We start from the raw sequence: 13,608 nt of genomic DNA, 5'->3' as shown, positions 1-13,608 counted from the left end.
TGTACAGTGTAGCATATAAAACCCACCCGAATGTGCCACCCAGCACACCTGTAAGTTAGCAGGGGATTTATGCCTGGTGAATTTCAACTCTGTTGCGGCCTTTATCCTTAGCCTGGTACAGGGCCTGATCAGCGCAATGGAGTAATTGTTCCAACGAATCATTGCTGCCGTTAAAACCGCAAACGCCGATACTGGCTGTTACTGAAAACTGATGAGGCTGACAATTGATCTCTAGTGATTCGATGGAGGTCCGTAATCGGTGCGCGACATTCTGGCACAATTCAATGTCCGTATCCGGCAGTAGTAGTGCAAACTCCTCACCGCCCATTCGACCAAATAAATCTCCCGGGCGCAGGGTATCCATACAATTTTTAACTACTTTTTTTAGCGCTTCATCACCAGCGGCGTGCCCAAAATCATCATTTATCCGTTTAAAATGATCAATATCCAGCATCATTATGCCAAGTGGTCGCCCGGAGCGCTTGGCGCGAGCAATTTCGATATTCGCTAATTCGATAAAGTGTCTGCGATTACAGGCGCCGGTTAATGAGTCCAGGGTGGCCAGCAGCGTCAGTTTTTCGTTGGCTTCGTGCAGCTTGCGGGTGCGCTCATGAACCCTGGCTTCAAGCTCCGCATACAAATTGGCATTTTCCATCGAAATAACCAATTGCGAAGCCAGCAACTGAATAATTTCAATGCGGTCCGGTGTAAACGCGTTTCTGAGTATGTTGTTTTCCAGATATAACAAACCCAACACTTCACTGCGATGTGAGATAGGCACACACAAGATGGATTCGGGGCGATGCTTTATCACATAGGCATCCTGAGCACAGAGCGGATCTTCACTGGCATTGTGAATCGGTAACGCATGTTGTGTTCGCAATACGTATTGCAATACCTGCAGGGGCAGCCTTTCATCAGTCATAAAGCTGAAATCATCTTCAAATAATTCAACTTTTTTGTCTTCCAGGGTCGCTTTCGCTGTCCATTGCCACAGACCATTGTTGCGCAGTAACAGTGTGGCATTTTGCGCACCGGCATTTTCCACTACCAATAGCATCATGGTGTGGATCAGTTTTTCTTTGACGATTTCTCCGGAAATAGCCTGAGACGCTTTCATTACCGAATTGAGATCCAGGTTCTGACTTTCACTATAACCAGAGGTAACGGTAGTCGGGGTTTTCTCCCAGGTTTTTATGGTTGAGTCAAAACCTAATAGCTGATCAAAATTTTCCAGCAGCTTTAATTTCTTAACTTCACAGCCCCAGAGATCGTATAGATGAAATGCGCGTTTCAGGTATATCTGTGCCACTTCAATCTTATTGTATTGCAACCAAAAACGGCCCAGAAATTCGTTACTTAAGGCCTCTTCATGGAGCATGCCACTGAGGCGGGCCTCTTCGATGGCTTTTTCGTATAATTTGATCGTTTTAAGGTTAAATGAAGCGGTGATGCGGCTTAGCTCAGCCTTTACCAGCGAGGCTTTGCTGGCAAAATTGTGTGAGCATCCCTGGGCCCAGCCATTGAGTAAACTGGCGTACTGGCGAAGTTCATTTACCTGCTCTTCGCTCATCACGGTGTCCCGGTAGCGCATAACCAGATTAAGGCTGGTGCAATAATAAAATTGCGGCAAATAAATAGAGGAAACGACCCCCGGCAAAAGGGGTTGCAGTTTTTGTGCGTAGTCTTCAGCTACTGCCCAGTTTTCCGATAAAAACGCGGCTAACTGTTTAAAGCTATACAATTTGGCCATGGCCGTGTGATCATCAACACTTTCGTGCATCGGCACACTGTTGGATTCCTGATAAAAGTCGCCCTCTAACACCCAGGGTTGCTGACCGGGATCACGCAGATTTGTGATGGTCTGACACAGCATGGCAACGTAATAGTGAAATACCTCTTGCCCGGCTTCTTCAATGCTGTCCAGATAGGCTTTTGTACCTTGCAGCAAGTCCGGCAAATTTTGGCCAATATAAAAACTATGCACCTTCTCCATCATGGCTGACATGGAAGCGTATTCTAAATCGCCCCGGGTTAATGCCAGTTGAAAATTGCTGCGCAAGTCTCTGATAGAATGCTCAAGGGGCTTTTTCCAAATTTCGACAAAGGTTTTGATAACATAGAAGGTGCGAACTTCAATGTCTGTGGCAGAGAATCGTGCCACCAACTGTTGCGCAACATTGGCGTAACGCACCCCTTTGTCGATATCACCAACTAAACCGCAGAGCAGGATACCCAGGGTAGCAAACGCAAAAGAGGTGGTACCGGTACAGCCCCGGGTTACCGACAATTGCACCATTTTGCAAACCAGCAACGCAAATAGCATGGGTTGACTGCGAAACGCCGCTGCCGCAAACACGTTTAATACATCCAGGGCAATTTGTGTTTCTGGTCCCTGCGCGTTGTTTTCTGCTATTAAAAAATGATCCTCAACTGCTGATAATGACAGCAAGGTAGACGTAATAGCTTGTTCAACGTCTTGCTGAGTGGGGTGACGGGGCATGTCTATATCAAACAAAGACATGGCAGCAAGGCCAACATCCACCGCTTCATCAGAACGGTTTTGCGCAATCAGTGCCAAAATTCTGATTTTCATGGCACTCAGTTTGGCAAATTTATCTGCGGTACGTTGCTCTAATTCCAGCAGTATTTCCGCCATTTCATCATAACTGTTATTGATACAGCTGATTTCTGCAGCCTGCAGATAAATACCAATGATAATATCGGTTTTAGTTTGCCAGTCGTTATCGTTAATTAATCCGAGCGCTACCGAAAAGTAATCGGCCGCTGTCGCAAATGCCGCACTGGCACGGGCGCGCTCACCGGCCAGGCGATTCATATTCACGACATTTAGCCGTTCCTGGCTGTTTTTCAGGGCGTCGATATTGACGTTGAAATGATTAACCACCTCAAAAATACGTTCATTGAGTTCAGAACCAGACAGTTTTTCACTCAAAATGCGGCCAATTTGCAAATGTAATTTGCTGCGCTGTTCTTCCGACATGGAAGCATGAGCAGCCTGTTGCACCCGGTCGTGCAAAAATCGATACTCTGCCCGATTTTTCAGCTCTGTAGTGGTGGAGAAGGGAACATCTGTGTCCAGGTACTGTGCCCACTGCCATGCCTCATCAACCGGCACCAGGAACCCGGCTTTAAGGGCTTCCATTAATTGCTTTGCCACCTGTTGCAGCGTTTGGTGGCTAATGGTCGCCAGCGTATTTAACTCAAAACGATTGCCGATGCACGCCGCGCGCTGCAGTAAGGCCTGGGTGTCGGTTGACAGGCTACTCATTTTTTTTAACATCAAATCAATCACATTGTCGGTGCTGTCGGCAGACACCAATGTTGCAATATCCCAGGTCCACTGCATGCGCTCATGGCTGAATCGTATTTGTCCTGCATCGTAAAGCGACAATAAAAATTGATTCAGGTAGAAGGGGTTGCCCAGCGTTTTGTCAAAGCACAAAGAGGCCAGTTGTCGACATGATTGCAAATCCAGGCCGGTGGAGTCGGCAATAAAGCGGTTCATACCCTGCGCCGATAACGGGCTTAATTTTAGGTTGCTGCGAATGATATCGGTACTGTTTAACTCATCCAACGATTGTGCCAGAGGATGTGTTGCAAGTACTTCGTTGTCTCGCCAGGCCAGAACCAGATAGAGATGTTTAATGTGGTTATCGTTGAGTAACAGCGAAACCAGTTTTAAGGTGGCCAGATCACACCACTGCATATCATCGAGAAAGATAACCAGCGGGCGTTCTGTGTCACAAACTGCCCGCATAAATCGCTGAAAGGTGCGATGAAACCGGTTTTCCAGTTCAGTTCCCTGAATGTTAGCTAAGGTGGGCTGTTCACCAATAATGTGCTTCATCTCCGGGATGACATCGATAACCAGTTGTCCGTTTCCTTCCAGGGCCTGAAGGAAACGGTATTTCCAGTTTTCGATTTGTTCCTGGTTTTCCGTCAGGATTTGTCTGACCAGAGACGTCGTTGCCTGAACAATGGCCGAGTAGGGGGTAGAGCGCTCAAACTGATCGAACTTGCCTTCGGTATAATAACCTTGCCGTGACACTACGGGTTTTTGAATTTCCCGGATTAATGAGGTTTTACCAATTCCCGAAGCCCCTGATACTGTTAACAGCGATTTGCGACCATTCACAACCTTGTCATAGAGGCCCAACATGGTGGCTAATTCCAGTTCACGACCGTATATTTTTTGCGATAAATTCAATTCACCGGAATGATCGTTGGCGCCCAACACAAATTGCCCGATATCACCGGTTGTACTGTGTTCCCGGCGACAAATTTCCAGATCCCGCTTTAAGCCGGCAATCGTGACATAGCGATCCTCGGCATTTTTAGCGATGAGCTTCATTACCAGGTCGGATAAGGGCTTGGGAATACGGGAATTGTGCTCATGAGGCGATTTTGGCACTTTCGCGATATGGGCATGTACCCACTCAATGGGATCGTCTGCATCAAACGGCAGTGTATTGGTCAGCATCTGATAAAAGCTAATACCCAGAGAATAAAAGTCCGTGCGATAGTCCAGCACCCGGTTCATCCTGCCGGTTTGCTCCGGCGATATGTAGGCTAATGTACCTTTCAACACACCGGGTTTTTCGGCGTCTATGCTTTCCGACGCCAGTTCAATAGAAATACCAAAATCAATGAGCTTTATTTTTTGGTTTTGAGTATTCAGCAGGATATTGGAAGGGTTTATGTCCTTGTGAATAACTTTGGCATCATGCACGACAGCCAGACAATCCACCACCTTGAGGGCAAAACGCCAGAATTCAGGTAAACGCATCGCCCTTTCTTTGTATACCGTTGCTAACGATTCCCCATAAAAATCTTCTATCACCATAACCAGCGTGTTTTCGTGGCGGATCAACTCGTGGGTGCCAATAACCCCGGCACCGGAAAGCTTTTTGGTCAATTCAAACTCGCGCCTGAACCGGGCTAACTGTTCAGCGGTAGGGTAGTCATATTTAAGTTGCTTCAGTACAACGCTTTCGGGAAAGCCATTTTTTGCGGAATGGGTATTTTTCGCACGAAAAACAATGGTCCCTGAACTTTCGAAAAGTTTTTCCTGGATTAGGTAGCAGCCAATTTGGAACATGTTTGTGAGATCCGTTAAATGCCTGATGAAATTGTTAAAATAGGGCATTAAAGTCAGTGTCTTAACCTTATCGCTAAGCAGTTCTGGCATACAAGAGCGCTATGACTTGCCTACTCGGAGCTGCGCCTTGGCGTAAATTTGTACGGTAAAGGTCAACACACTTCTGTGTTAAACCTAGCAAATAACCTGCTTTAATTCTATGTTGTCAGGCCGTTTTAGCTGCTAAAAATCGAAGATTGTGGCCATTTGTTGTTTTGCTGTGCAACTAACGCTTATAAGGGCGTTGCAGCTAACCCGGTTTGTAAACAAAATGTTGCAACACCGGAGAGGTAACTCTATGATTAATAGAACGAATTCTGACTAAACCCAGCGGAGAAAGATGTTCGGAGATATTTCCTACCCACTGCGCCCCGTAGTGATAGATCAAGAAACATGCTTTTTCCTGCCAGCAGACTACGTCGCCAATAATCAGGACCCCGTCGCCAGTTTGCACGAATTCATGACGCTGGATATCTTTAGCCACAACAATGGTCAGTATCTGCCTCAGTCAGAATCCTTTTTAGAAATCGTAGCCTTTGCAAAGACCTATCTGCAACAGGACGAAGACAAACTAAAAAAGCTGTTTTTTCACAATGTCTGCCATACTTTTCATCCGGTTAAAGGGGTACTTTCAGTAGCCCTAAAACTCGCCATTATTGATGGTATTTCGCCCACAGACCAATGTTACGAACGTATAGGCTTAGCAGCGGCACTGCATGATATCGGCAATATTATCCAGCGCCAGGAGCACGAACAGATCAGTATTGATGTCTCTTATAAGAAACTGGTTGAACTTGGCTACAGTCAGTCGGTAATCGATAGCGTAGCCTGTAGTATCTATAGCACGGCAATCGACTACAAAGACAATATCGCAAAACGACAAGTGGGGTCGCGCGAGGCTAAAATCCTATCTGATGCGGATCTGAGTAATCCTGGCTTTTATGATGTGAATAACTTTGCCACTGAATCCATCAAAATATGGTTGGAACTGGACCTGTTTGCAATGTCGGAGTTTGAAACTACAGGTGTTGAGTTTACCCGTCAGTTTTTTACAAGTTTAGGTGGGTATTATACCAGGGCTGCGGCTTTTTTGTTTTCAGATAAGCGCCGCACAAACCTGCGATTGCTGGGTCCGGAAATCAAAACGTTAATGAAAAAAGCCGATTACAGTCAGGAAAAACTGGTTGAGTTGGTGCTTTCAACGGACCAACGTATAGCTTCACTAACCACGGGGTAATCGCAATATATCGCTGTTAAAATAAGCCTGTCAAATCCAAAAAGGCAGTTACGCGTACTTAACAGGCACCTTTAAAATAAACAAGGCGCAATAAAACAATGAATGCGCGAGAGATATTGACTTGTATTAATGAAAAGCTAAACGAGGCGGCACTTTTTTAAAAAAATGCAGGCGGCAGGCCTGCATTCAGTTGAGATGTTAGGCGACATCCAGAGATGACATATCAATAACAAAGCGATAGCGTACATCAGAGGCTTCCATACGCTGAAAGGCATGGTTTATTTCATCCATGCGGATCATTTCGCATTCAGGCAAAATGCCTTTTTCAGCACAAAACTCCAGCATTTCCTGAGTTTCAGCAATACCACCGATCAATGAACCCGCTATGCGGCGTCGGCCCAGGATCATCGGTGTCGTGTTGGTTTCAGCTACCGGGCCAACCTGACCAACCAGTACCAGCGTACCATCTACATTCAGCAGCGGCATGTATGGATTCAGATCGTGTTTTACCGGTACAGTGTCGATGATGATATCGAATTTTGACGCGGCCGTTTTCATCGCATCTGCATCACTGGAAACCAAAAAAGAATCAGCCCCCAGAGCCAGCGCATCGGCTTGTTTATCTGCGCTTCGACTGATCACTGTGACGTTGGCGCCCATACCTGAAGCGAGTTTAACGGCCATGTGACCCAGTCCCCCCAGGCCGACGACACCCACCTGGGTACCTGGTTTAACATTCCAGGTTTTTAATGGTGAATAAGTGGTAATGCCGGCACATAATAACGGGGCAACGAGTGCCAGATCTAACGCTTCGGGCACGCGCAATACGAATTCCTCACGTACAACCAGATGCCTGGAATAGCCACCAAACGTGATCTGGCCGTCATGCAGGTCCGGACTATTATAGGTTTGGATCATACTGCTACAAAACTGTTCTTCACCATCGTGACAGTGATTACAGGTTTGGCAACTGTCTACCATACATCCCACAGCGACGGTGTCACCAACCTTATAACGGTTCACGTCACTGCCAATAGCAGTAACGCGACCGACAATTTCATGGCCCGGTACATTGGGATACTGGGTCCAGCCCCAATCATTCCTTGCCGTATGCAGATCAGAGTGGCAAACACCGCAATACAGCACTTCCATAGCCACATCGTTCGCGCGCAGGGCACGTCGTTCAAAGTGAATGGGTGCAAGCGCACTGTCAGGGCTTTGGGAGGCATAACCAATAGTTTTCATAGTCACTCCTGTTTGAGTTGATTCGTTGTCGGGCAGGGCAAGTTAAAGGGCATTACGGGATATTATTCAATATGGCTCATGTTGGGTTTTTAATCAGCCTGATTATTAAATACCTTATTAGGCAGGTGTTATCCGACGCATATGCTTGTTTGCTCTGTTATGAGAATACTAATGATAAAAAGCGATTTCCTGAATGCCGAATATTGGCTGATGTTTGCCTAAATCTCCAAATCTTGTAAACAACAAGCTGAATTAAGCACCGAAAAACACATTTTCTAACATCTAATTGATATACAGGCACTTCTTAACCGACAGTTACGATGGCACAATCAGCAATTGAGATTAATATTTAAATCAAAATCCAGGGAATCTTTAGCAATGGAAATCCAAGCCGCAACTAAATCTGACTACCTAACGTTAATTGACATTTGGGAGGCATCCGTCAGAGCAACCCATGATTTTTTGACAGAATCTGATATTCAGGAGTTAAAACCACTTATCCTTGAGCATTATTTTGATGCTGTCGATTTAACATGCGCCATCAGTCAATCCGGAAAAATAACCGGATTTTGTGGTGTACATGACGGTAATATCGAAATGTTATTTATAGCTCCTGACGTACGTGGACAAGGTATCGGAGCTTTGTTAACTCACAATGCAATTCAAAACCAACAAGCCAGCAAAGTTGATGTGAACGAACAAAATCCACAAGCATTGGGTTTTTATCAACACATTGGCTTTAACGTAATCGGACGTTCAGAAAAAGACGGCCAGGGAAAACCGTACCCGATTTTGCACCTATCTTTGTAAACAACAGCTCAAACAAAATTAATCAGAGCCCGGGAAACCGGGCTTTTTTATGAGTGGTGAAATCAGCGCTGAAACAGGCCAAAACACAGCCTTGTAACAGCAATTCAAATGAAACGGCAAAGTTAAGATTTGAGCAACGCATTACAAATCGAGACTTTCAACAGCGAAAAATCAATAGTTTAAGATACCCAAAAGGCTAATTTCATGAAAATGCAATTTGAGGTTGGATTTTTACCTGGTCTTGTAGTGCAAGATGAGGTTTTCTTCATTGTTGTAGCCTAAATCCTTAAATACCCACCTCAGGTGTTTTATTTAACAGGTTGCTCATTTACTTGTTAGTGAGTTTAACTATGGTGATACGCAATCAGTTGCAACACGATTAAATCGGTTTATGCTTAATCGAGCGAACAAAAACAATTCACAAAGAAAAAATAATACTATGAGCAACGTTGCTTACAAAACCATCAACGTAGTACTCTTGCTCCTTAGTTTAACAAGCGTTAGCGCATGGGGTAATAATGCACTAAGCTCTTTGCCTGCGAATCCTGAGATGGAGAAGATTGGTAATTCACTGTGTATTACATTGGTGAATGCAAATGAACTGGTAAAGACATTGTTAAAAGCCTTGAAGATGAAATTCTAACTCACCTGAATGTCAGGCGTGACTCAGCAGAATATAAAATGGTGGCCTGAAACCATTGCGATTACATTGATTGGGTTATTAGCCAGCCAGAAACTGCTGATAGGTATGTCGTGCGTGATATTGAAAATTTAAAGGAAATGTTGATTGTTCACTTTAACGCAAAAAACGCGCGGCAGTTAAGCCAAATGCCCTAAATTGTAACGAAGATAAAAGATTATTCACGCTTTTATCCCGTTATCAGTCATTAAAAAGTGCCTTCTGGTAGGGCCCGAGTTTCTTAGGTACTTTCCATGTTCGCAATGGAGAGAAATAGAAAATACACGCTTATTGGTAGTAATAAGGTAAATTGGCAAAGGAAATTAGGTTACACAAGATGGATGTAGAAAATATACCCCTAACTGAGCTTAGGCAACAAATTGCAATGCTCTTCAATCAGCAGGAATATCAGCAGGTAATTGATCTTTTTGATCATATTCGAAGCTCTTCACATACGCTATCAAATATCCAGAGAAACATTTACCCCATATGGGCTCTGAAGGTAATTGCATTGTCAATGCTAAACGGCGACGATACTGCTGAGTTAAAAGTACTGGAAGCTCATTGCAGTAGTCGAGTGGAACTAATGTCGCCCAATTGCCAATTATTGTTATCAATGCGATATTTTAACTATATAGAAGCAATGGAAACGCAATCGCGTGAAGTGCTGGCTGCCAAACTAAAGATGTATGAATTGCAAGGTGAGGCTGCAAAATGGCAAACGGCTTATGAGGTTTTTGAGCAGCTACCGCCAAATGAGATAGAAAAACAAATCAGCATAACAATCAATGAATCGAACGAAGTCTACCCATTAGAGCAGATAAAGAGCTTTCATATTAACAATGAGTTACCAAACGAAAATGTCTTTATTGAATTTTGCGTAGAAAATGAGCACCGTACCGTTAGAGCCGTAATTCCGGGTCCTAATAATGACGGAATTTGTGACGAGGGATATGTGGCGTTTGAAGGAAATCAGGCAGCGAAATTTCCCATAACTCGTTTTCAAGTTACTGAGAGTATGGCACTTAGTCCTTCTGGTTTATCGATACGAACTGAGTCACTATGTATTAATATTATGAACGCAAAATTTTTGAATTCACAAGTTGCCAGATGTTAATGTTGTAGTCCAACGCATAATTGCGTTGCTTGAATTCATTTACAAAAAGGAATAGTAGTGGATCTTTGGCAAATATTTCCCGAATCTGTGTTGCATATACCCGGTATTCTCAACCTGTCATATTTATCATTGGTCTTGTACGTTGTCTTAGTTGTTATTGCGATAACCTATCAAGAATTAAGAACTGGCCTTGTTATTTTCTTACTTACAAGCTTTTTTGTCAGTGTTTATTTTGTATTATCTATTCGTTTTGGGGTTGGTAAATTCTTACCGCCATTGTTGCTATTGGCTATCATTTTACTTCCATTAATGACGCTTTGTTTTTCTATAGTAAAACGTGACCAAAAAAAATTTTCAGTATGGTTTCTTGCCTTATTAACAGGCGTTACTTTTGCATTGAGCTGGTTTATTTGGACATTAGTGTTAACAGGGAGCTAGCGATTGTGTAGCAGGTTAATTAATTGCTTTTACTTGTTAGATATTTATTGGCAAAAATATAAGTAAATTGCCTAAATAAATTTGATGTGATTAAGCAACAGCAGGGTAAATATATGAGGTTATTCTTTCCAGGGGTAATGTTTTTTGTATTCAATGTTAGCGTATGTGTAAGTAGTAACCCCCTTGCTTTTACAACAGATTTAACACTTCAGTGTTTTTCTATTCCCCAAAATTCTTCCTCATTATGCAGTGCCAGCACCATTGGAGTGGATAACACAAGTAACGATTTGTTGCTTTATCAGTTAGATGAATATAATCAGCTGCATTTACTTGATGTTCAGCGCGAAGACGGCAGTATTCAGTGGTTATGGGGGCTGTCAGAAAAGGGTAAATACACTGTATTGGTAATAAGCGAAGAAGGTCATTCATCTTATGCGTTTTATCTAACCGAAGAGGCTATTAACCTATCTGGTAATGAATTTCCCCAGCCGATTGCTTTAATTTCAGATTATTATCTTTCGCAGCTTGCTTATGTTAGTGACTCTGGTGAAGTGGTTTTCGCCCGTCTTGGCGGGGTAGGTAACGCCGACCCAACCATGTGTAGTTCAGTGTTATATAAACGTATTGCCAGACCAGAAACGGATGCGTGCTATGTTGATGAAAGCCTAAAACGTTGGACGATACCGAGATGATCTTAAAAAAAAAGTTTTTTAAAATCTTCATCTATTATTGGTGTGTCAGCTTGAAGCTGAATGGCACTATGCCAGCTCTAATGCAATACAGCCAATGGTTATTTGTGAAATGATGTCACACTCTCAAGCTATATATGTTTACATGTAAGATCTCTAGCAGAAATACGATTGAAAAAGTAACCATGCTTTGGATCAAAAACTTTGTAACTTCTGCTACCAAATTGTCCCGTTTCTTTAGTGGGAAAAATGGCAATATCATAGTTGGTAGGGTCCAAAACTGACGAGCCTCTCTTATCGCAAGAAATTAAAAACCAATTGTTTTGTACATTGATGCAGTTGGGGTTGTCGGATAAAATCGGCTCACGCAATAGCGTATTATAGAAAATGGCAAGTTTTGGTTCATTCTTACTGAAAGAGATTGATTTTATTTTCCATATTTTTTTAGATTCTGGTGAAAAAGTTACAGTAAAAGCGATTGGCTCGGTTCTTTTCGTGGTGTGGTATATGTCATCGTTTACCTTGAAACCCATCAAGTCATTTGGAAAGTCGCCTTTAGCTTTACCACTGCATTGAAAAGTTGGCCCGTTATCAATTTTTAATTGCAGGCGTCCCATTTCACTGATTAGTTCTTGTGATGATGGCAGCGTGTAAAACAAATCCAACTCTTTTTGTGCGGCTGGGTATCGACCAAGCGCCACTAATGTTTTGACTTTGAGTGAACTACACAGGGCGTTATCTCGGCCAATAAACTCCCGTGCCTTTGTTACTGCTTCTAGTGCTTGTTCATAGTCTTTTTGCTGCAAGGCATGTTCAGCGGCTTCGATATAGGCTTTTGCCCTGTTTTCGTTTGCGCTCTGAGCAAATGCCAAGGGTACAGAAGTGAGTAATAGTATCGCACCAATAGCGATAATAGTTATTGATTTAGTCATTCGTTTTTCTCTTCAGTAAATAAACAAATATCCCTAAAAACAGTGATCTTTTCTTCCGTTTTAACCACTGGGGGGCTTAACCAATTGCCATCTCGGTCAATGGTGCCTTGATTGAAACGATGCTCAGCCATACCGTCTTGAAAGCAGTTGCTTACTTGTGTTGTTGTCATGGAGATTGTTTGTTTCACAATGGCGGTATAACGGTTTACTCGAACAAACTCCCAATTACCATAAGGAAACAGAAGCCTGCCGTGTACGTCGATAACGCCTTCATGTTGTTGATTATTTGTATACTTTGAATCAATTTTGTACTCGTCTTCTTTTAAAGGTACATTTCCATTACTGCTGCCTGAACCAGCCCAAAAGTCATCGTTTGAGCCAGACATGTCCTTGTTGCTTGCCCACAAACCCTTATTTTCATTACTTGTTGCCGACGATGATGCTGCTTTTGTATTTCCTGACCAAAAATCATCTGGTTGATTTGAAGTTGAGCTCGTTTCTTGCCCATTACCAGACCAAAAATCATTATTGTTAGCCGGTGACTTATTAATCACTTTGTCCTTTTGTGCGCCGCTCCAGAAGTCATCTTCTTCGGTTTGTTCTTTGTCTTTTTTTTCTACATTAGGTTCGTTTTTGACAAAACAATTTGCCGAGGCAGACGAAATTGTAAATGTATGAGTTACAAGGCTTTCATCAAAACTATAGGTATAACCAGCAGTATCGATTGAGCTTGGATCTAAGATACCGTTTAAGTTGTTGCACTTTAACGTGAGTTTAGCCTTTATTTCGTCTCGAAATTCATTTTTAAACATTTCCCTACGCGTAGGGCCAAGATGACCTTTAGTTTGATGGTACCCTATTTGAACTCGTTTATTCTGGTAACCAGTCTTTTGTATGATAGGGGCACTTAGCCAGGAAAAGTCCACATCAGATGCGTTCGTTCCACTCTTTTTTCTTTCGTTATATTCACAGGTACCTGATGCACCATTGGAAGCCAGCTTGTAACGAATATTGCCAGAAGTGGTTTCATCTAAAGTATGGCCTTGTTCAAAGATAGTAAGTTTAACTGAATTTTCAGACACATATCCAAGTTTGCTGTACATTTGTTCGCAAATACCTTGTAAGATTGTTCTCGCTTTTCCTCTAACATCTGATTCAGCCTGGTCTATTGATGACCAGGTGTGATTGGCGTGAATTACATCATTGGTAGACACTGTACTCGTCATCTCTTTCGAGTTAATTGACCACGCGTTAGCAAGCAATGATATCAAAAAGCCCGATAAAAATTTGTTCTTCATAA

General features: G+C 43.0%; 9 protein-coding genes. 5 read left to right on the top strand and 4 right to left on the bottom strand.

The window, feature by feature from the left end:
* Positions 1-67: 67 nt before the first annotated feature.
* A complete protein-coding gene (locus LJ740_RS01690; RefSeq protein ID WP_229527315.1) occupies positions 68-5,212 on the bottom strand; it encodes a diguanylate cyclase in 5,145 nt (1,714 codons plus the stop codon).
* A gap of 289 nt (positions 5,213-5,501) precedes the next feature.
* Here LJ740_RS01690 and LJ740_RS01685 point away from each other — a divergent pair, with 289 nt between their 5' ends.
* The gene (locus LJ740_RS01685; RefSeq protein WP_229527314.1) at positions 5,502-6,398 is read left to right on the top strand and encodes an HD domain-containing protein; all 897 of its coding nucleotides are present in this window, start codon (positions 5,502-5,504) and stop codon (positions 6,396-6,398) included.
* Between the two features lie 198 nt (positions 6,399-6,596).
* Here LJ740_RS01685 and LJ740_RS01680 read toward each other — a convergent pair whose 3' ends face one another.
* The gene (locus tag LJ740_RS01680; RefSeq protein WP_229527313.1) at positions 6,597-7,643 is read right to left on the bottom strand and encodes an NAD(P)-dependent alcohol dehydrogenase; all 1,047 of its coding nucleotides are present in this window, start codon (positions 7,641-7,643) and stop codon (positions 6,597-6,599) included.
* A 378-nt stretch (positions 7,644-8,021) separates the two neighbouring features.
* On the opposite strand from LJ740_RS01680, the gene LJ740_RS01675 reads away from it, so the two are divergent.
* From LJ740_RS01675 to LJ740_RS01660, 4 genes are all read left to right on the top strand, one after another.
* Positions 8,022-8,453, top strand: a complete 432-nt coding sequence (locus LJ740_RS01675; protein ID WP_229527312.1) for an acetyltransferase — start codon at positions 8,022-8,024, stop codon at positions 8,451-8,453.
* A gap of 1,016 nt (positions 8,454-9,469) precedes the next feature.
* The gene (locus tag LJ740_RS01670) at positions 9,470-10,249 is read left to right on the top strand and encodes a hypothetical protein (protein WP_229527311.1); all 780 of its coding nucleotides are present in this window, start codon (positions 9,470-9,472) and stop codon (positions 10,247-10,249) included.
* A 57-nt stretch (positions 10,250-10,306) separates the two neighbouring features.
* Positions 10,307-10,687, top strand: coding sequence for a hypothetical protein (locus tag LJ740_RS01665; RefSeq protein WP_229527310.1), 381 nt, complete (start codon positions 10,307-10,309; stop codon positions 10,685-10,687).
* Between the two features lie 86 nt (positions 10,688-10,773).
* On the top strand, positions 10,774-11,379 hold the full coding sequence (locus tag LJ740_RS01660; RefSeq protein ID WP_229527309.1) for a hypothetical protein: 606 nt from the start codon (positions 10,774-10,776) through the stop codon (positions 11,377-11,379).
* A gap of 128 nt (positions 11,380-11,507) precedes the next feature.
* Here LJ740_RS01660 and LJ740_RS01655 read toward each other — a convergent pair whose 3' ends face one another.
* Positions 11,508-12,308, bottom strand: coding sequence for a tetratricopeptide repeat protein (locus LJ740_RS01655; RefSeq protein WP_229527308.1), 801 nt, complete (start codon positions 12,306-12,308; stop codon positions 11,508-11,510).
* Complete coding sequence (locus LJ740_RS01650; RefSeq protein WP_229527307.1) at positions 12,305-13,606, bottom strand: hypothetical protein; 1,302 nt, start codon at positions 13,604-13,606, stop codon at positions 12,305-12,307. Before LJ740_RS01650 ends, LJ740_RS01655 begins: the two co-directional genes overlap by 4 nt.
* Between the last annotated feature and the right edge of the window lie 2 nt (positions 13,607-13,608).

The organism is Planctobacterium marinum, assembly GCF_020687805.1.
In the GTDB taxonomy this organism is placed as follows: Bacteria; Pseudomonadota; Gammaproteobacteria; order Enterobacterales; family Alteromonadaceae; genus Planctobacterium; species Planctobacterium marinum.
Note: the sequence above shows the minus strand (reverse complement) of the source record. Positions and strands in the feature narration are given on the sequence as shown.

Excerpts from the sequence above, each read along its gene's own strand:
- LJ740_RS01655 (WP_229527308.1), bottom strand. The coding sequence starts at position 12,308 with ATGACTAAATCAATAACTATTATCGCTATTGGTGCGATACTATTACTC.
- LJ740_RS01680 (WP_229527313.1), bottom strand. The coding sequence starts at position 7,643 with ATGAAAACTATTGGTTATGCCTCCCAAAGCCCTGACAGTGCGCTTGCA.
- LJ740_RS01690 (WP_229527315.1), bottom strand. The coding sequence starts at position 5,212 with ATGCCAGAACTGCTTAGCGATAAGGTTAAGACACTGACTTTAATGCCC.
- LJ740_RS01670 (WP_229527311.1), top strand. The coding sequence starts at position 9,470 with ATGGATGTAGAAAATATACCCCTAACTGAGCTTAGGCAACAAATTGCA.
- LJ740_RS01650 (WP_229527307.1), bottom strand. The coding sequence starts at position 13,606 with ATGAAGAACAAATTTTTATCGGGCTTTTTGATATCATTGCTTGCTAAC.
- LJ740_RS01675 (WP_229527312.1), top strand. The coding sequence starts at position 8,022 with ATGGAAATCCAAGCCGCAACTAAATCTGACTACCTAACGTTAATTGAC.
- LJ740_RS01685 (WP_229527314.1), top strand. The coding sequence starts at position 5,502 with ATGTTCGGAGATATTTCCTACCCACTGCGCCCCGTAGTGATAGATCAA.